Here is a 17,089-nt window from a genome sequence, read left to right as displayed (position 1 = left end):
ATATGACTGAAGATGTAATCCAACTCACTCCTTATTTGGAACATTGGAGCAGTGGTATGTATTTATTCAAATGCCCTGGCTGCAAATATCTACATCCATTTCATGTGGGTGGACATCCAAATGGCAGCAAATGGACTTTTAATGGTGATGTAAATAAACCAACATTTACGCCACCCTTACTGGTGAATGATCATCACCCAGAAAGTCGCTGCCACTTATTTTTGACAGATGGAAAGATTCAATTTTTATCTGATTGTCATCATGAATTGGCAGGGGAAACAGTTGATATGATACCAATTGATGTTTAGAGTTTTCGTGCTGTGCATCCTGCTTACAGGCTGCACAGCGCATTCGATTTCGACAAAGGTGCATGTCATTGTATGTGTGCAATGTGTGAATTGAAAAGCCCTCAAGTGAGGGCTTATTTATGAGAGATATTGATTAATAATTGCACTTATACCAATCTTTCTTGTTATCCCATATTACACGTCCTGATTCCAAAGGGGTCTGATTGTAAACCACACCAGGACCTGAGCTTATGCCGCCATTATGATTTAACCATCCTTTAATATTAAGTTTAATATTTTGGTTACCATTACCCATACTTTCTAAATTAGCAATAACCCGAGCATTTTGAATTTCTCTATATTGTGGTTGACCTAATACAATCATTCCAGTGTATTCATTAACATTCGTGTCCTTACATACAGTAGCCCCAATATCACTAGCTTTAGGTGCATTCTTTAGCAAATGCTGTTGGTATTGCTGTTGAGCTGCAATTTCACGTGTTTTTTGTGCTTGAATTACTTTAAGTTTTTCTTTTTCATTATCTTCTTTAATCGATTTATATATACGTAATGTCGTGTTATCTAAAACATTTGATGATAAATATATTCCATCTGTAGTACGTGAAGTTTCCTCGATATTTACAGCCCATTGATTTTTATTATTTTGACATTCATAACTTCCAATATATGGAGAGTTCTTGATTAAAATTGGATAGAATCTTCCACCTTGCGCAATACATAATGACTGAAAATATTTATAAGGGATTATTACTTGATTTAAATTAGGTTTATATAATCGACCAACACCAGCCGAATCTCCATTAAGCCTTTCACCATTAATCAATTCTTGAGGTGAATTATATTTTTTTACACTTTCTGGGGTAATTGTTCTCTCAAGTGGCATTCCTAAAATTGCTTTATCTAATGTGGTGCATCCAGTCATTACAAGGCAAGTAGTTAGGCTTATTAAAGTAAATTTTATATTCATTCAGAAGCTCTTTAGTGTGTTGTCAAAGTCTTATAGAAAACGGTATTAGTGTACTAATTCTAACCAATTCTTTGTAGTTAATTTATAAACAAATTTTTTCGTCATTTATACTCAATATGCCAGTTCAGCTAAAATAATTCTGCGTTAAACTCATAGGGTCACCTGACATTCGATATTATTGAGTACACCATTACCAACAGTGAGTTACTCGAAGCTTGCACAGCAGAATATCGAAGCATGGCAGAAAAAGCAGATGGCCACGCAATTGATGTCGAACGATTGAGTGAAGTATGGCCAGAAGTAGAAGCCCTCAAGTGAGTACTTTAATTTTATCTTTGATATTTTTAAATCAGTGATAAAATAGACTTACACAAGGATTCTAAGACTTGTGGATAAAGTCACGTTTAGACCAAGATTATCCCATATTAAAATAAGCTATTGTTTTTACTGCAAAGATACTACGTTGACATCGTAGAGGTCTCCAGTTCGAGTCTGGATATACCTACCAAAATTCGTTGATATTTCAACACATTAAAGCCCACTTAAAAAGTGGGCTTTTTGTTTTCGGGGAATATTCGGGGAATGGCGTAATTCCCCAATGTGGAAAACTCGCCCATTTAAACTTAAAAACGATGACTAACGGTAACTAAATCAATAACTAGTTGGACATCTATTCTTTTTTCATCATAAACTATTAAAAAATCCCAATATATCTGAATTGGGATTTATCAAAGAAATTAACACATTGAATTATATGAAATAAAAAAATAAATTTCGTTTAAGGTGTATTATGTTAATTTTAGAGAAGGTTAAAATTTAGAATCATACCTGCCCATAAGAGTTTAATGCTGCCCTTTAAACTTCGAGTAATGATATGTCAAACCATACATCTTCATAATCATCTGCAATTAAAAACCTCCATCCAGGAGGCAATCCTAAAAATTTTTGTATTTTGGGGCTCCAACTTTCTAAATGCTTTACATGTAATGGCTTAAAAAAGTCTTCGTCTTTAGTTAAATCCTCCCCACACCAAATATACCAACCACTTGTATCTCCTTCAGGTGGGTGCCTTAAACCATGAATAGGCAAAATATCATCTTTCATATTCAGTGAGATGCCAATCTTCTTGTCTAATGGGGAAGGAAAATATTCAACGTTATACTTATTACAAATGATACGCTGAATAGTCTGATAATCCTGAAACAAGGTTATAATCCTCTAACGTTTAATTAACATTTTATTTAAACTAGGTCCTTTACATAATGATCAATCATTTAAATTAAAATATTTCCATGCTTGATTAATCGTATCTCTTTCCAGTAAATGATCCATCCCAACCAAATGGCAGTTCTGATCTGGTCCAAAAGTATCGTAACCGCACAAGAACTGTCAATCTCCATCATCATCACGAACAACCAGTAAAATTGGTTTTTCTTGATGAAAAACATGAGGACAACAAAAAACACCATAATCTGAATTAAATATTCGCTTCATTTATACATTAACCAATTAAGTTTCTAAATTTACTAATTTTTGAATATGCCATATGTAAAAGGACATATAGCATTCTGGAAAGGCGACTATCTTTTCTCACTATCAAATACTTATTTATTAACTTAAGGATCATTATAGCTTAGTGAAGCTTTAAAACTTTTAAACTAGAAAGAAATCAGTCCCATTTAACATACTGGCGAATATATGCAATCAAAAGCTGATGATTCAAGTTGTGTAAGCATCAGCTTTATTGGTATGACTAACGGTAGCTAATCCGCTCAGGTTTAGGTGCTTCGTGACCCTCTAAATAATGATCCGTTGAGTTGGGATTTATCAAACCAATTAACACATTGAAGTATATGAAATAAATAATTGAATTACGTATAAGCTGTATTATGTTAATTTTAAAAAAACTTAAAGTTCTGCAAGCACTAGTTTCGCTTGTGGATGCCCATTACTAGCGGCTTTTCTATACCACTCAAATGCCCTTTGATCATCTTTTTCTACACCTTGACCATTCTGATACAGCGTTCCAAGATTATATTGTGCCTGAGCATTACCTTGGTTAGCCGCCTTGCTATACCATTCAAATGCTTTTTTATAATTTTGTACAACACCTTCACCATTGTCATACATCAAGGCAAGGTTGGTCTGAGCAAGATCATCTCCCTGTACAGCTGATTTTTCATACCACTCAAATGCCTTTTTATCATCTTGTGCTACCCCCTGACCGCTATAGTACATAAACCCTACTGCATTCTGTGCTATCGCAAACCCTTGATCAGCTACTAAATTGTATAGTTCAAATGCTTTTTTATTATCTTTTTCTACACCTTGACCATTCTGATACAGCAGACCAAGATTATACTGCGCCATTGCAAACCCTTGATTAGCCGCCTTACTATACCATTCAAATGCTTTTTCATAATTTTGTACAACACCTTCGCCATTGTCATACATCCATCCAAGGTTATATTGTGCCAGTACATCGCCATTTTTAGCTTCGCTTAATAAATCATTTGAGAACGTTGGATTCGCTAAGATTTCTATGGAAAAGACCAACCCCAAAATAATAGCGATAAGTTTAAAAAATTTCATTTTCTGCCTTTGAATCGAAATAATATTTAATTCGTTAGATTATTAATAATACTTTATAAGAATAGAAATTTAGATACATTTAACATACTGGCGATTATATGAAATCAAAAGCTGATGATCCATTTAATGAAAGCATCAGCTTATTGGCATGACTAACGATAGCTAATCCGCTCAGGTTTAGGCGCTTCATGTCCTTCTAAATAGTGATCCGTCATCTTCACAGTTGCATGGCCAGCCAGTGCCTGCGCGTACTTCTTTCCATACTTCTGCGTGATGTTGTAAATACCTAAGGCACGTAAGTCATGTAGCGATGGTCGTTGGTTCAGTTCCAAATGATCATACGCACCAGATAGGTCCCGATACTTCTTAAACTGCTTGGTAATATGATCCTCCGTTACAGCAAAAGGATGCAGTTTCGCATTGCGGATTTGCTCGTAGAATTAAATCAGAAAGATTTAGTTTTAATTGAAGATGATGAATAATTAAAAAAAGGCCTGCAACAAGCAGGCTTTTTTAATTAATATGCACCATCTAGTGAGAGCTAATTTTATTCATCTTTATAGTGCGACATTAAGGATCATAACTTCTTTAATTTCAAATTTTCGAGTAGCCTGATTAAACTGTTTGACAACAGCGATATCAGCTTTGAGATTTCTATGGCCGTGTAATTGAAATGGGTCAATATCATCAGCAAGTTTGAATTTTACGCGTTGTTCGAATAATTGAGGAACAATTCCTGCCCATCCAGATGTTCTTTTATCTTGGTCACTTGCAAAAATGTAGATATCTGTATTTTTGTACTCTTCAATTTTATTATCCTGCTGTGGTGGAACATATTTTACAGGGATAGCTTTAACTGATTCTGCATTAACATTAAGTTGAGTTTGAACACCTTCAATTTCTAAGGTTGAGCCTTTTGTGAGCTTCGCAGGTGACATTGCTCCTACTACTTCTTCTGTTAATTTCTTTTCATCTTTTTCAATTGAGGCTTTAATATCTTTTGATGATAAGTTGATATCACCTGCTGCCTGAATAATTACACTTTGATGTGCTTCAATTGCGGGAGGAGTAGGCTTTTTCTCGGCAGAAAAATAAGCGGTAGATGCAACACCAATTGCAATACCTACACCTATTCCGACTGCAGTTCTCACTTTTGCATTATCCTTAATAACGTCATGAAGTAGATCTTCAGCTTTTTCTGCATTTTTTCACCTAAAACATGTTTGATGAGAAAGTCTATGATAAACGAACCTTCAACTACTTCTTGCACAAAAATTTCAGTAGATGTAATCGTTTGATTTTTTAATGTGGCTTCGACTAAAGGAGTAGTTCTTAATAGTAGTTTTTCAAAATTTTTAATACTTCTTATAGCTACATCAACAGGCACAGGTTCATCAATCGTAAATTTCATACGAAATGGTGTACAAAGGACTAAAACTCCATTGTCATCCAGCTCATAACTGCTTTCTTTCATCATAATATTTTATCTACCTTATACATAGTTGTGATCTTAATGATTGCTAAAAATTTTTATTAAGATTTTGGATAATTCAATTCAAAACTGACTTAATTCTTGTTGTACTGTTGAACATCCTCCTATGTATTTTTCATGTAGAAAAATATAATTGCTGATTAAGCATCACGATAAAGTCCAACAACTTTACCGACCAATTTACATCCATCCTCTAAAGCAATTGCCTTTTCAGACCATTCTGGGTTTAGTGGTTGTAAGTACATATTGTTTGTTTCAACAATTAATTTTTTAAATGTTGCTGCTTTATCACCCTCACATGACACAATAACTAAATCCCCAGTTTTTAAGTCACTTACCTGAAAGTCAGGATTTACATAAATTTTGTCGTCAGGCCGGAAGTCAGGAAGCATTGACTCACCAACAACCTTTAATCCGTAGCCATGTTTTCCACATTTTGGGTTTGGTGGTAACCATTCTTCAAACTGCATACCTACAGGAACAGCCTCAGCAGTTGTCCATACTCCAGCTTGAACCCAAGAAATAACAGGTATTAATCGGCCAAAGAGAGGAAGTGAGGAGGAAATATTTGGCTCAGTGTTGTCTTTTAGTTGGCCATTTAATAAATATTCAGGTGTCACGGAAAGCGCTTTAGCTAAAGCCATTAAGCTGTCGTGTTTGGGGAGGTTGTCATCTTTTTCCCAATATATAACGGAAGTTTTAGATACGCCGATTGCATCAGCAATTTGTTGCTGAGTAATTTTTTTATTTTTTCTTAATGCTTTTAGGCGAGTCCCTAAAGTTTCCATAAATTATTGTCCATCATGAATGTAAGGAATCTTACCATTTGACTAGGTAAGTTTATGTTATTTAATAAGGTAAGAAAAGTTACCTTTAAGGGGTTGATAAATGACAAAACAAGAAGCCTTAGAGCTTTTGAATTGTAATGTCACGGATTTGGCTATGAAGTTGGGAATTAGTTCTCAAGCAATAAGTCAATGGCCTGAAAATAAAATACCGTTAGTACGTGAATATCAGATTAGGGATTTAGTTAAAGGGCAATCACCTTTAAAAAGAGACACATCAATAATTTAAGCCGCATCGAATAGATAAACACGTTCAAAGGAAGCCGTTATGAACATATTAGATGCTGCATATCACACCGTGCACGACTACAAAGGTGGAGCAAACGCACTTGCGCCACGAATGGGCATCAAAAGTCCCGCCGTGCTCAATAGCAAAGTCAATACAAATACAGACACCCATCACTTGACGCTAGTTGAAGCATCCAAGCTGATGGCGCTGACAAACGACTACCGAATACTACAAAGCTTCAATGCCCAACACGGCAAAGTCGCAATCAACCTGCCTGACATACCCGAATGCAGAGATACAGCACTCACAGACTTAGTACTGAGCTTTGGGATGAAAGGTGGAAACGTCTACACGCTATTTAAAGAAATGATGGCAGATGGACGCATCACACGCGGGGAAGCCATAGACATGTCTAAGGTCATTCACCGACTACACGAAATACTGGCCGAACTGGATGCACAAATACACCAGTGCGTAGACGACAAATAGAGGTAACCCATATGAGTTTAGATGCAACGATTTGGGCTTGGAGAGCGGAAGTAGACAGTTCTACACAGCGCCTCATATTACTTTCACTGGCAGACCGCGCAGGGGAAGACCACAAATGCTATCCAAGCATTATGCGTATAGTTAAAGACACCAAGATGAACCGCAAAACCATCATCAAAGTTTTAGATAGCCTTGAAGAAAAATCCTTGATTAAGTTCACAGGGAAAATTATCGGTAACGGCGTAAAAGTCTATCAACTGCTGGGCGTGGTCGGTCGGGAAGATCATCCAACCAGTACCAAAATTGGGACACAGAATCTCCCAAGGAATCTTCCAATAGAATCTAAAAATAAAAAAGACTGGCTTTGCTCAAAAAAACTTCGTGAAGAAATTACTTTGGCCGATGACAGCATCGAACCAGAGACCCTCATGACAGCAAAATGGGTGGAACGAGAAAAACGCGCCTTTGAAATTTACAACCAAGACAAAACCATTTGCGATGAACTTTTGAATTTCTACTTTGCCGATTGGCTGCTACATGCATACCGAACCAAGTACTCCCAAGAAACCAAAACGGGATACGGCAAAACACCTGCAGCCGAACCGAAGCAACTCACTGACAAACAAATCTCGACGTTTGCACAAAAACTTGCCCATCACCCAGAGTTTGCCAGTAAGCAAAGCGCACCGGGTGATTCCTACGAACAACTGGCATCACGCATTGCCATCAAACTCATGAACCCAGCACAGGCGAAGAAATGGGAACCCTACCTCAAGCAAGTTGGCTTCACTGGCAGTTTGCAGGGGGCAGCATGATTCCACACGGCGCAACACACATCGAAACCGATGGAACATTTTAGAAATGCATCAACGGACGTTGGTATTACTGGAAAGAACGCTTTGGATGGTGCGGATATGTCGGTGGGGTCAACGCAATATTTATGAACAACAAAAACGAATTGGGGACGATGTACGCATGAAAATCATGATTGGAATTGATACGGGGGTGAAGACAGGTTTTGCTGTTGCAGCAGATCGTGGCAAGGGTGGAGAGTTAGAACAGGTTGAGAGCCTATCCATTACTCAAGCCATGAGCAAAGTGAAAGACTCCGTACAAACATGGGGTGCTCAAAACGTCTGTTTGTATATTGAAGATGCTCGGCAACGAACTTGGTTCACTGGTGGTCGTGAAAAGGCTCAGGGCGTTGGATCAGTCAAACGCGATGCCCAAATATGGGAAGACTGGTGTAAGGAACAAGGCTATCTGTACAAGATGATCCATCCCGCAGCCAATGCCACCAAAAAGAAAGCCACAGACTTTTTCCGTATGACAGGTTGGAAAGGCCGTACCAATGAACATGCGCGTGATGCAGCCATGTTGGTGTTTCAACGATTAGCGAAGTTTTGAGGGGAAAGGGATGAGTGTAGTTATGGCAGACAAATTTGAACAATTTGAATGGTTGACTCGTGGCATTACTGCAAAGTCACCAAGCTTCGAACCAACCTTACATGGCACTGGAGAGAAACCCCTGAATTATGAAGATCGCTTGGGTGCTATTGCCGCTATGGATACACAGCTGGCAAAGTCGGTTACGGCAATAATCGTCTTTGAAGGTAAATGCGAAAGTGATTATGAATATGTTCGTACGCACCTAGCAAACATTATGCTTCAAAACGCCGTGGCAGATAAAAAGCGAAAGCCAGAACAAATTCGTATAGGGCACTTGGCTTATTTAATTGCTCGTATGGTTATCGACTTTGCATTAAATCCTGCGCTAGAGGCTAATTTTACTGCACAGGGGCGTTTGTACTATGCTGGTATTAACACTATGCAAATGAACGTTGATAATTATCGTATGACATGGAAGCAATATGAGAAGCTTATGGTTATGGCAATTGAATCAGCTATTAATGAGGCATCAAAATCAATTGAGAAATATAAGAGAAATACTTACGATGAATTAAAAGCATAGGTATTTCGTTTTAGCGAAGACTACGTTATAGTTTCACTATACTGGTTATATTACAGTTTATCTGAGACCTAGTGTAATTTGCACAGGATGTGCATTTTTCTAAATACCATTTAAAAGGAATTTAATATGGAACAATTTTTTGAAAATATTATCAAATACAGTCTTAATCTTGCAGTTGATAGTGTATATGAGAGTATTTAGAATGAACTTAATAAAGAACAATTATTAAGCAACGAAATAGCGAAAGTTATAGTAAATAAAGGGTACGATTTTCTAAAGTCAGAAATTCGCCAGCTTTGATTTAGTTTCCTTTAAAAAGCTCATCATCTGATGGGCCTTTTTTGTACCAATTGAAATGAAGACTAAAGAGTTCACTATTATGGTGGGCTTTTTTGTTTGTGTTATATTTAGGCTGTTACTTATGGCAGGCAAAATAATATGAATATCTGTATTGGTGGCGACCTTGATGGTCAGGTAGTGGATTTGGGTAAAGCACGATTTAATGCAAGTGAGGTTGATAAGAATAAATCATCAAATTATATTAAACAAAAATACATAGTAGGCGATGAGATTTTTAACTTTTGGCGACATTCTGAGATGAAAATATGGGATGTAACTAAACGAGTTGAGTCAATTCTGAAAAAGAAAAACAATTGAATTAAGAAGCTCATCATACGATGGGCTTTTTTAATGCCTCAATTTCTTATACTCTTTAGAAAAAACCGAGCCATTATTATGAGCGTTTTAACTAAAGAAGATTTAAGGTCATTATTGTCAGCCTCAATACAAGAAAACGAAAGGTTACGGACTGAAAATGAAAGACTTTTACTGATTGTTGCTGATGCTACACAAAGGATAGAGAAAGCCAATGATACAGCTGAAGAATATCAGCGTATGTTTGGTGAGTTATTTAAAATTATAAAGACCGAATATGATTCAGAATTTACGGTTGAATATACCCCAAAGCTATTAAGTTAATTATTGGTATGATAAAAAATAAGCAATGTGGGATTTTAAATTTTATATTAACCTAAACTTACATAGCGTTACCAATAATTACAAGACAATTCACATAAAACCGACTAGAATGCTCGACATTAGCTTCTCCATGAATAGTTAATATCAGTTTTCTGCCTGCACCTTCCCCAAGGTGCAGGTTTTTTTTCCCCTAAATATTCGATGCACATGGATATTAACTGAGAGTGATATTGAATGTTTCAATTATTGAAATGCTTATTCGGATTACATGGCGTAGTGGAAATTCATCATTGTAAAGATGGTGAGTTAGAGGTTTGCCGAAATTGCCTTAAAGTAAAAGATATTAAGTAAATAGATGAACGTCTTATGACAAATGAAACCCCGCTCAATATGTATTATTGGCGGGTTTTTTAATGCTGTAAATAAGATTTATTATCATTAAGTGTGTCAATAATTCAAAAACTGTCTTATAATTTCAGCACTTTATAATTATTAAAAGTGAAACTATGAAATTAGATTATTACATCCAACATATTGTTGGTTCATTCTTGGGTATTGTTATATTAACGGCAGTTATTAGGTTTACCCTTTGGGAATACACACCAGAACAATATGAACTTGTTAGTACATTTTTTGGCACTTTAGTGTTTTTTCTTGGATTTGTAGGGATAGGATATTTAAATGCTAAGCATGCCCCAGATAATAAGTTTAAACAAAGTAGTTATGTGCATCTAACTTTGATTCTTTTTACCTTTGTAACGGATTTACTGTTTGGACAATCTGAAGCCTATATCGTAATTATTCGAAATGCATGCTATCTGATAGCTTTGCAAATTGGTGCTTATGTTTATGTAAAAAGACAATCTAGAAACTTACATTTTTTGAAATGAAGTACTTCTACAGCCATTAATTTGGATTTTATGACCACCTTCGGGTGGTTTTTTAATGTCATGTAAATCATGTGAGCAACGTCGACATAAACTAAAGGCAACGTATGAGCAGTCAAAAGAACCCATCATCAAAGCAATTGCTCACCTTACTCACTGAGGTAGTAAAGCAGAACAATCAGTTGATCAGTCAGCTGCAAGTACAAACGAACCTGAATAACGAGCTGTTGTTAATGCTCGAGGAGCAGGAAGAGTCAGACAGTACTAGATATATGGATGATTAATCATGCCAAAGCTACAACGATTGCAGAGTAGACTTGAAGCGGTAGCGCCTAAGCAAGTCAAACAGCATGCTGGGTTTAGGAGGGAATATCAAAAGCTATACGACCACGATTGGCGAAAGGTCAGAGGTAGATTCTTGAAGAGCAACCCTTTGTGCGTCTATTGCAAAGACAGGTTTAATCGTGTGACTGCGGCCAATGTAGTGGATCATATTATTCCACACAAAGGTAATAAAACTTTGTTTTGGGATGAGTCGAATTGGCAGCCATTATGCCGAAACTGTCACGATTCTGTTAAGGCAAAAGAAGAAATAAAACAAGGGTATATGTAGTGAAGTGGTATAATTATTAGACAAATCAAAGCTCTAAAAGACGGCAATCTTGAAGGGCTTTTGATCACACTTATCTTATTGGAGATAAACATGACTGCTGATAATTCTGCATCAATTCACTTTGTCAGTAAAGATAAAGCGAAACTATATAAGCAGCCAGAATGGAAGAGTCATAAGCCTTGTATTGTTTGTGGTGAGTTGTTCCTTCCATACCAAAAGAGATCGGTGGTGTGCTCACAAGATTGTAGATTGGTTCATGTGGCAAATAACAGCAGAGCCAAATGGCAAACAAAGGACTACCCCGAAATAAACTGCCGGATATGCAATACAGCATTTAAGCCAAGGCAGAGGAACAGCAAGTACTGTTCAAGAAAGTGCAGCAACAACAAACCCAAATACAGAATAGTGATATGCATTCAGTGCAAAGATGAGATCAAGAGATTTAGTCACGGAAGTAGAGACGCTGGTTTGTGCTGCTCAAGAGAGTGTGGCTTTAAGTGGCAAGCATTCATCAAGAGTGAGATTAGAGCATTAAGGCGCATTGCTGAACACAATAAACCCAAGCCTATTGTTGATGCACATGTTGTTGGTGAGATCATGGCTGTCAAACAAATAGCACGAAGAGCAAGAGCCTCGAGACTTTGTAAGCATTGTGGCGAGATTGTTTACTCCAAATATGTATCGGTTCATCCTACTTGCCGTAAAGAATACGTAAGCTTTAAGAAAGAACAGTACAAACAAACCGATTCTTATAAGCAAACTAAGAAGGCCGCTAAGTCTAGACGTAAAGCTTTAGAGCGAGGTGCAAGATTTGCCGATCCTATCAAGCCTGATTTTATTTTAGAGCGTGACAAATATCGCTGTTACATTTGCGGTATTAAGACACCAAAGAATTTACGTGGAACTTGTGAAGATAATGCGCCAGAAATAGACCACATTATCCCACTAAGCAAAGGTGGTTTGCATGTTGAATCAAACTTGAGATGTGCTTGCAGGAAGTGCAACGGAGCAAAGAGCGATAGTGTTTATCAATTGATTTAGCAGGGGATGGGGGGAGTATTTAACTTCAATATCCTTCGTTATAAATTATCACCCCCCATCGCACGTACAAAAAAATTTTCATTTTCAGAAAAATGTTAAAGGAGGGCATATGGCTTTAACAGCAAAAAAGAAGGCATTTGCCCAAGCTAAGTTTGATGGTGCAAATAATAAAGAAGCCGCTATTTTCGCGGGTTGTAGCCCTGAAACAGCCTCACAAGCTGGCTCTAGAATGGCGAAAGATTCTGATGTGATTGCTCAGCTTGAACGACTTAAAAATGTTAAAGATGTTAACAGGGATGTTAAATCCAATCCAAAGCCAATAGTCACAAAAAATGATATCGACAATGTTGGCAGTCAAGCGGACCCGCTTAAATTTTTAGAAGAAATCTGGACAGATCCCGTTGAAGACATGAAATTAAGAATGGATGCAGCAAAAGCAGCTCTACCTTATTTCCATGGAAAAGTGGCAGATAAAGGTAAAAAGCAATCTCAAGAAGAGCAAGCCCATGCTGCAGCAAAAGGCACTGGTAGGTTTGCTACTCGGGCTGCACGTAAAGCAAATTATAGTTAGGTAATAAAATGACAGAACTCAGTTGGAGTACCAGTTGCCCCGATTGGGAAGAAAAGATTGTCAAAGGAAAATCATTAATTCCTTGTGAGCCTTTATTCCCTCATGAGGCTGAAATGGCTTTAGAGGTATTCAAAAGTTTAATTGTGACTGATGTGATTGGCCAACCAACCATGGGTGAAATCACTCGTCCATGGGTTTTTGAGTTCGTTGCTTCGATTTTTGGTGCATATAGTGAGGATGACAGTCGGCGGTTAATACGTGAGTTTTTCCTTTTGATACCAAAGAAAAACTCAAAATCTACGCTTGCTGCATTCATTATGCTAACTGCATTAATTATGAATGATCGTGGTTCAGCTGAGCTCATTATTTTGGCTCCAACCAAAGAAGTAGCGGATAACTCCTTCAATCCTATTCGCGATGCGATTAAGGCAGATGATGAGTTAAGTGAATTACTAAATATTTCAGAGCATACCAAGACAATTACCCATCGATCTACGAACGCCACCCTGAAGGTGGTTGCAGCAGAGTCGAATACGGTAGGTGGTAAAAAAGCTTCATGGATTTTAATTGATGAGCTTCACTTATTTCAAAAGAATGCCGGTGCTGCGAGTATGTTCCGTGAGGCTACAGGTGGCTTAGCTTCACGTCCTGAAGGTTGTGTAATTTACCTGACAACACAAGCAAATGAACAACCATGTGGTGTATTCAAGCAGAAACTAGATTACGCACGAGATGTTCGGGATGGCATAAAGGAAAACAACAAGTTTTTACCTTTGATTTATGAATTTCCAAAACAGTGGATTGAGGATGGAGAGCATCTTAAAAAAGAGAATTTTCATATTCCTAATCCAAACTATGGAACTTCTGTAGATCCCGTACAGCTTGAAGATGACTTTGATCAATCCCGCGATGGAGAGGAAACAGACTTCCGAGACTTTCTAGCCAAACGCTTAAATGTAGAAATTGGGATAAATCTACGGGCAAACCGTTGGGCGGGTGCTGAGTATTGGTTAGAGCAGTCTAAAAAAATCAAGCTTGAACAATTAATAGAGCAGTCCGAAGTTATTACCTTAGGTATTGATGGTGGTGGGCTTGATGACTTGTTGGGCTTTTCGGCTCTTGGCCGTTTGAAAGCAGATCCGCGTATTTGGTGGCTTTGGAATCATGCATGGGCAAATAAAGTTGCCTTAGAACGCCGAAAAGAAAACATTCCTAAATACCAAGACTTTGAGGATGAAGGAAGCTTAACAATTGTTGAAAAAGTGGGCGAAGATATTGATGACTTAGCTTTAATTGCAAAGCAGGTTTATGACAGCGGTAAGCTCAACAAAATTGGGCTGGATCCGTTAGGGCTCGGTGGTCTTTTAGATGGTCTTCTTGATGTTGGCATCCCACAAGAAAGTATGTTCGCAGTTCCTCAAGGTCATAAGTTGATGGGCTATATCATGACAACCGAGCGTAAGTTAGCAGAGGGCAATCTTTACCATGCAGGACAAGACTTGATGACCTGGTGTGCTGGAAATGCTCGGGTCGTGATGGTCAGCAATGGTATGCGGATTACCAAGCAAGATTCGGGAATTGGGAAAATTGATCCATTAATTGCGACTTTTAACGCCGTGGCATTGATGAGTTTGAACCCTGAACCTACAAATAAAGATTACGAAATACATTTCATATAACCGCCTTAATTGGCGGTTTTTACATTTTGGAGGGGCTATGTCTGCTCTACATAAGTCATTCGGCTCTTTTGAGATTAAAAGCGTCGATGAGGAAGAGCGAACATTTACCGGTACGGCAAGCACACCGAATCAAGATCGATCGAAAGACATCATGGTGCCAAAGGGGGCGAAGTTCAAACTACCTATGCCATTGCTATTTCATCACGATATGCGAAGCCCGATTACCGAATAAAACAGTAGATGTTATCGGCGTAGCAGGAGTAGCGGGTGAGCACCACGTCATTACTCTAGCGAGAGCACCTACTTCGGATTTGATTTTAGAGTACGAGGGTAATATCAGTTGCTCTCAGTACGTCATCACAGATGAAAGTGACTCAAAGCGTGACTTATTCCTGGTCACTGAAAAATCAGCAGACGGGACAATCACGGGTATTAACTATAGCGATCGTTATTACAGTAATGATCAAGATTTTATTTAGGGTGTGAAATCATGACGAAATTTAAAATTGTGACAAATCGAATTTATCGTATTGAGCGTGAAATGGAGTTTAACAGCCATGATGAAGCAGTGGCTTATGCAGAAGAGCTACAACGTGCAGAGTTACCAGATGATGCTGTGCGTAGCGATGATTTGGGTGTGCAAGAAATTTCATAAACTGCATAACTGTCAAATAATAAGTGAATGGCACCTTTGGGTGCTTTTTTATTGCCAAAAATTAGGAGTGGTCTATGAATGACCCATTAAGTATCAAGGGCCTACTATGGCTTTTCAAAATTATTGCAGCAGTGGTTGGGGCAATCTTTGCCCTTACATTAAGTGGTGATATCGACACTGAAGGGCGAATTAAAATCACTTTGGGTGTGATCATGAAGTTCACATTTAGTGTGGCGATTAGTTTATATGGTGGCTCAGCATTTATTGAATATTATGGCTGGCATGTCTATTCGCATATGACGCAGGGTTTTGTGATGCTAATCTTTGCGATTTTTGGAATGTTGTTAATTGGCATCTGGTATCAAGCAATCCAGCTGTTACGTGGTAAAACCATTGGTGAGTTAATTTTTGAAATTCGATCAGCTTTTAAAGCAATGTTTAAGTGAGTAAGTGAAAAATGAAACAAATACTTGATTTTTTAAGAAAGATCAGCGGTGGGACACTTACTCAAAAACAAGTTGATGCTGCTAATCAAGTGATTGCCACAGCTACAGATGCATCAGTGGCTGATATGTTGGGTCTTGCGATCGACCAGATGACCGTTAGTCCTTTTGGCGTGGATCTCATCTGTAGTTTCGAGGGTAAGCGACTTATTGCCTATGACGATGGGGTGGGAGTGTGGACGATTGGTTTCGGTACCACAGTTTATCCGAACGGCATTAAAGTTAAGAAAGGTGATACCTGCACGGAAGCACAGGCTAAGGCATACATGGCGCATGATTTAAAGAAGTTTGAAGCTACTGTAAATAAGGCAGTCACAGTGCAACTTAATCAAAATCAGTTCGATGCCTTAGTTTCACTTACCTATAACATTGGGGCTAGTGCTTTTAGTCAATCTACTTTAGTTAAAAAGCTGAATGCCAATGATATTCGCGGTGCCGCGGATCAGTTCGAAGTATGGGTGAATGCAGGCGGTAAACGTATGCAAGGGCTTGTGAATCGACGTGCAAAAGAAAAGGCTTTGTTTCTATCATGATCAAAGCTTTAATGCTGTGCATCCTGCTTTCAGGCTGCACAGCACATTCGATTTCGACAAATGTTCATGTCACTGTATGTGTGCAGTGTGTGAATTAAGAAAGCCCTCTAAGTGAGGGCTTTCTTATAACAGCCATTATATTAAATGGGATTTATTACTTTCATTAGAGCAGCTGTTTTTTCAAAAAAATTAGGTTTTTCCGCATTGATACGCTGTAAAAGAAATAAAATTGAGTCTTTTATTGCTGGAGTAGTTAAAGAAACTTTATCAATCATGCATTCTCTTGCAGTTTTACTATTTAGTATTCTTATAAGCAAAATAGTAGCCCAGTTAGGTGCTTTCTTTACCATATATGTAAATTCATTAATAATTTCAACTATATATGCATCATTTTTAAATGATTCTATGCTATGAATAATTGAAAATACAGCTTCATCATATTGAGCATTATCTTCGATTAATCGCACAAGTGGGCGAATAACTGAACAATCATTAAAAGCCATAATTTCAGCAAGTTTTGTATCAATTTTTTCGACATTATTAAAATGATTAATTTGAATTTCTTTGGATAAGCTATTGAGTACTTGTTCAAGTCCATGAGCTACCATGATTATAAACTCCTAAATTTTGTTTTTTTAGAGAAAAATTCTCTGTACACGACAAATTTCACAGAACCCTTATCCTATCAGGATTCTGCTTTCTTAAAATTGCCAAAATTTCCTTAAACTCTTCTTT

Annotated in this window: 24 protein-coding genes and 1 pseudogene; 17 read left to right on the top strand and 8 right to left on the bottom strand. The window is 37.7% G+C overall.

Going from position 1 to position 17,089, the window contains the following annotated elements; genetic code table 11:
• The first annotated feature begins 2 nt into the window (after window positions 1-2).
• The gene (locus tag AXW61_RS12370) at window positions 3-308 is read left to right on the top strand and encodes a DUF6527 family protein (RefSeq protein WP_062034527.1); all 306 of its coding nucleotides are present in this window, start codon (window positions 3-5) and stop codon (window positions 306-308) included.
• A 133-nt stretch (window positions 309-441) separates the two neighbouring features.
• Here AXW61_RS12370 and AXW61_RS12365 read toward each other — a convergent pair whose 3' ends face one another.
• The 7 genes from AXW61_RS12365 to AXW61_RS12330 form a co-directional block, all read right to left on the bottom strand.
• Window positions 442-1,275: a hypothetical protein gene (locus tag AXW61_RS12365; protein WP_062034526.1), complete on the bottom strand. Its 834-nt coding sequence runs from the start codon at window positions 1,273-1,275 to the stop codon at window positions 442-444.
• Between the two features lie 855 nt (window positions 1,276-2,130).
• Window positions 2,131-2,481 carry a hypothetical protein gene (locus AXW61_RS12360; protein ID WP_062034525.1) on the bottom strand — a complete coding sequence of 117 codons (351 nt, stop codon included), beginning with the start codon at window positions 2,479-2,481 and terminating at the stop codon, window positions 2,131-2,133.
• A 702-nt stretch (window positions 2,482-3,183) separates the two neighbouring features.
• The gene (locus tag AXW61_RS12350) at window positions 3,184-3,867 is read right to left on the bottom strand and encodes a tetratricopeptide repeat protein (protein WP_062034523.1); all 684 of its coding nucleotides are present in this window, start codon (window positions 3,865-3,867) and stop codon (window positions 3,184-3,186) included.
• A 152-nt stretch (window positions 3,868-4,019) separates the two neighbouring features.
• Window positions 4,020-4,199, bottom strand: a complete 180-nt coding sequence (locus AXW61_RS12345; RefSeq protein ID WP_062034522.1) for a hypothetical protein — start codon at window positions 4,197-4,199, stop codon at window positions 4,020-4,022.
• A 225-nt stretch (window positions 4,200-4,424) separates the two neighbouring features.
• Window positions 4,425-5,018 (bottom strand): hypothetical protein, encoded by a 594-nt coding sequence (locus tag AXW61_RS12340; RefSeq protein ID WP_062034521.1) that lies wholly within the window; start codon window positions 5,016-5,018, stop codon window positions 4,425-4,427.
• Window positions 5,015-5,344, bottom strand: coding sequence for a hypothetical protein (locus AXW61_RS12335; protein ID WP_062034520.1), 330 nt, complete (start codon window positions 5,342-5,344; stop codon window positions 5,015-5,017). The genes AXW61_RS12340 and AXW61_RS12335 overlap by 4 nt, the downstream gene beginning before the upstream one ends.
• Before the next feature lie 155 nt (window positions 5,345-5,499).
• The gene (locus AXW61_RS12330; RefSeq protein WP_062034519.1) at window positions 5,500-6,147 is read right to left on the bottom strand and encodes a S24 family peptidase; all 648 of its coding nucleotides are present in this window, start codon (window positions 6,145-6,147) and stop codon (window positions 5,500-5,502) included.
• A gap of 100 nt (window positions 6,148-6,247) precedes the next feature.
• Between AXW61_RS12330 and AXW61_RS12325 the strand changes: the two genes are divergently transcribed.
• From AXW61_RS12325 to AXW61_RS12255, 16 genes and pseudogenes are all read left to right on the top strand, one after another.
• Complete coding sequence (locus AXW61_RS12325; protein WP_062034518.1) at window positions 6,248-6,433, top strand: Cro/CI family transcriptional regulator; 186 nt, start codon at window positions 6,248-6,250, stop codon at window positions 6,431-6,433.
• 39 nt (window positions 6,434-6,472) lie between these two features.
• A complete protein-coding gene (locus AXW61_RS12320) occupies window positions 6,473-6,922 on the top strand; it encodes a phage regulatory CII family protein (RefSeq protein ID WP_062034517.1) in 450 nt (149 codons plus the stop codon).
• An 11-nt stretch (window positions 6,923-6,933) separates the two neighbouring features.
• A complete protein-coding gene (locus AXW61_RS12315) occupies window positions 6,934-7,737 on the top strand; it encodes a helix-turn-helix domain-containing protein (protein WP_062034516.1) in 804 nt (267 codons plus the stop codon).
• 160 nt (window positions 7,738-7,897) lie between these two features.
• The gene (locus AXW61_RS12310) at window positions 7,898-8,329 is read left to right on the top strand and encodes a hypothetical protein (protein ID WP_062034713.1); all 432 of its coding nucleotides are present in this window, start codon (window positions 7,898-7,900) and stop codon (window positions 8,327-8,329) included.
• 10 nt (window positions 8,330-8,339) lie between these two features.
• On the top strand, window positions 8,340-8,894 hold the full coding sequence (locus tag AXW61_RS12305; RefSeq protein WP_062034515.1) for a hypothetical protein: 555 nt from the start codon (window positions 8,340-8,342) through the stop codon (window positions 8,892-8,894).
• 438 nt (window positions 8,895-9,332) lie between these two features.
• Complete coding sequence (locus AXW61_RS12300) at window positions 9,333-9,551, top strand: hypothetical protein (RefSeq protein WP_062034514.1); 219 nt, start codon at window positions 9,333-9,335, stop codon at window positions 9,549-9,551.
• Between the two features lie 78 nt (window positions 9,552-9,629).
• Window positions 9,630-9,872, top strand: coding sequence for a hypothetical protein (locus AXW61_RS12295; RefSeq protein ID WP_240487466.1), 243 nt, complete (start codon window positions 9,630-9,632; stop codon window positions 9,870-9,872).
• Between the two features lie 506 nt (window positions 9,873-10,378).
• Entirely contained in the window at window positions 10,379-10,762 is a 384-nt protein-coding gene (locus tag AXW61_RS12290) for a hypothetical protein (RefSeq protein ID WP_062034512.1), read from the top strand.
• 104 nt (window positions 10,763-10,866) lie between these two features.
• A complete protein-coding gene (locus tag AXW61_RS17535) occupies window positions 10,867-11,043 on the top strand; it encodes a hypothetical protein (RefSeq protein WP_155858674.1) in 177 nt (58 codons plus the stop codon).
• 419 nt (window positions 11,044-11,462) lie between these two features.
• Entirely contained in the window at window positions 11,463-12,413 is a 951-nt protein-coding gene (locus AXW61_RS12280; RefSeq protein ID WP_081408303.1) for an HNH endonuclease, read from the top strand.
• A 109-nt stretch (window positions 12,414-12,522) separates the two neighbouring features.
• Complete coding sequence (locus tag AXW61_RS12275; protein ID WP_062034510.1) at window positions 12,523-12,984, top strand: terminase small subunit; 462 nt, start codon at window positions 12,523-12,525, stop codon at window positions 12,982-12,984.
• Between the two features lie 8 nt (window positions 12,985-12,992).
• Window positions 12,993-14,663, top strand: coding sequence for a terminase large subunit (locus AXW61_RS12270; protein WP_062034509.1), 1,671 nt, complete (start codon window positions 12,993-12,995; stop codon window positions 14,661-14,663).
• Window positions 14,664-14,700: 37 nt separating this feature from the next.
• Window positions 14,701-14,886: pseudogene (locus tag AXW61_RS12265) on the top strand (peptidase U35); the annotation flags it as partial.
• A 267-nt stretch (window positions 14,887-15,153) separates the two neighbouring features.
• The gene (locus AXW61_RS17530; RefSeq protein WP_155858673.1) at window positions 15,154-15,318 is read left to right on the top strand and encodes a hypothetical protein; all 165 of its coding nucleotides are present in this window, start codon (window positions 15,154-15,156) and stop codon (window positions 15,316-15,318) included.
• A gap of 74 nt (window positions 15,319-15,392) precedes the next feature.
• Window positions 15,393-15,764 carry a hypothetical protein gene (locus AXW61_RS12260; protein WP_062034507.1) on the top strand — a complete coding sequence of 124 codons (372 nt, stop codon included), beginning with the start codon at window positions 15,393-15,395 and terminating at the stop codon, window positions 15,762-15,764.
• A gap of 11 nt (window positions 15,765-15,775) precedes the next feature.
• Window positions 15,776-16,354, top strand: a complete 579-nt coding sequence (locus tag AXW61_RS12255) for a lysozyme (protein ID WP_062034506.1) — start codon at window positions 15,776-15,778, stop codon at window positions 16,352-16,354.
• Between the two features lie 140 nt (window positions 16,355-16,494).
• Here AXW61_RS12255 and AXW61_RS12250 read toward each other — a convergent pair whose 3' ends face one another.
• Entirely contained in the window at window positions 16,495-16,962 is a 468-nt protein-coding gene (locus tag AXW61_RS12250; protein WP_081408302.1) for an Imm30 family immunity protein, read from the bottom strand.
• Between the last annotated feature and the right edge of the window lie 127 nt (window positions 16,963-17,089).

Source organism: Acinetobacter sp. BMW17, from assembly GCF_001592855.1.
Classification (GTDB): Bacteria; Pseudomonadota; Gammaproteobacteria; order Pseudomonadales; family Moraxellaceae; genus Acinetobacter; species Acinetobacter johnsonii.
The sequence above is the reverse complement of the archived record's forward strand: the minus strand, read 5'-3'. Positions and strand labels throughout refer to the sequence as shown.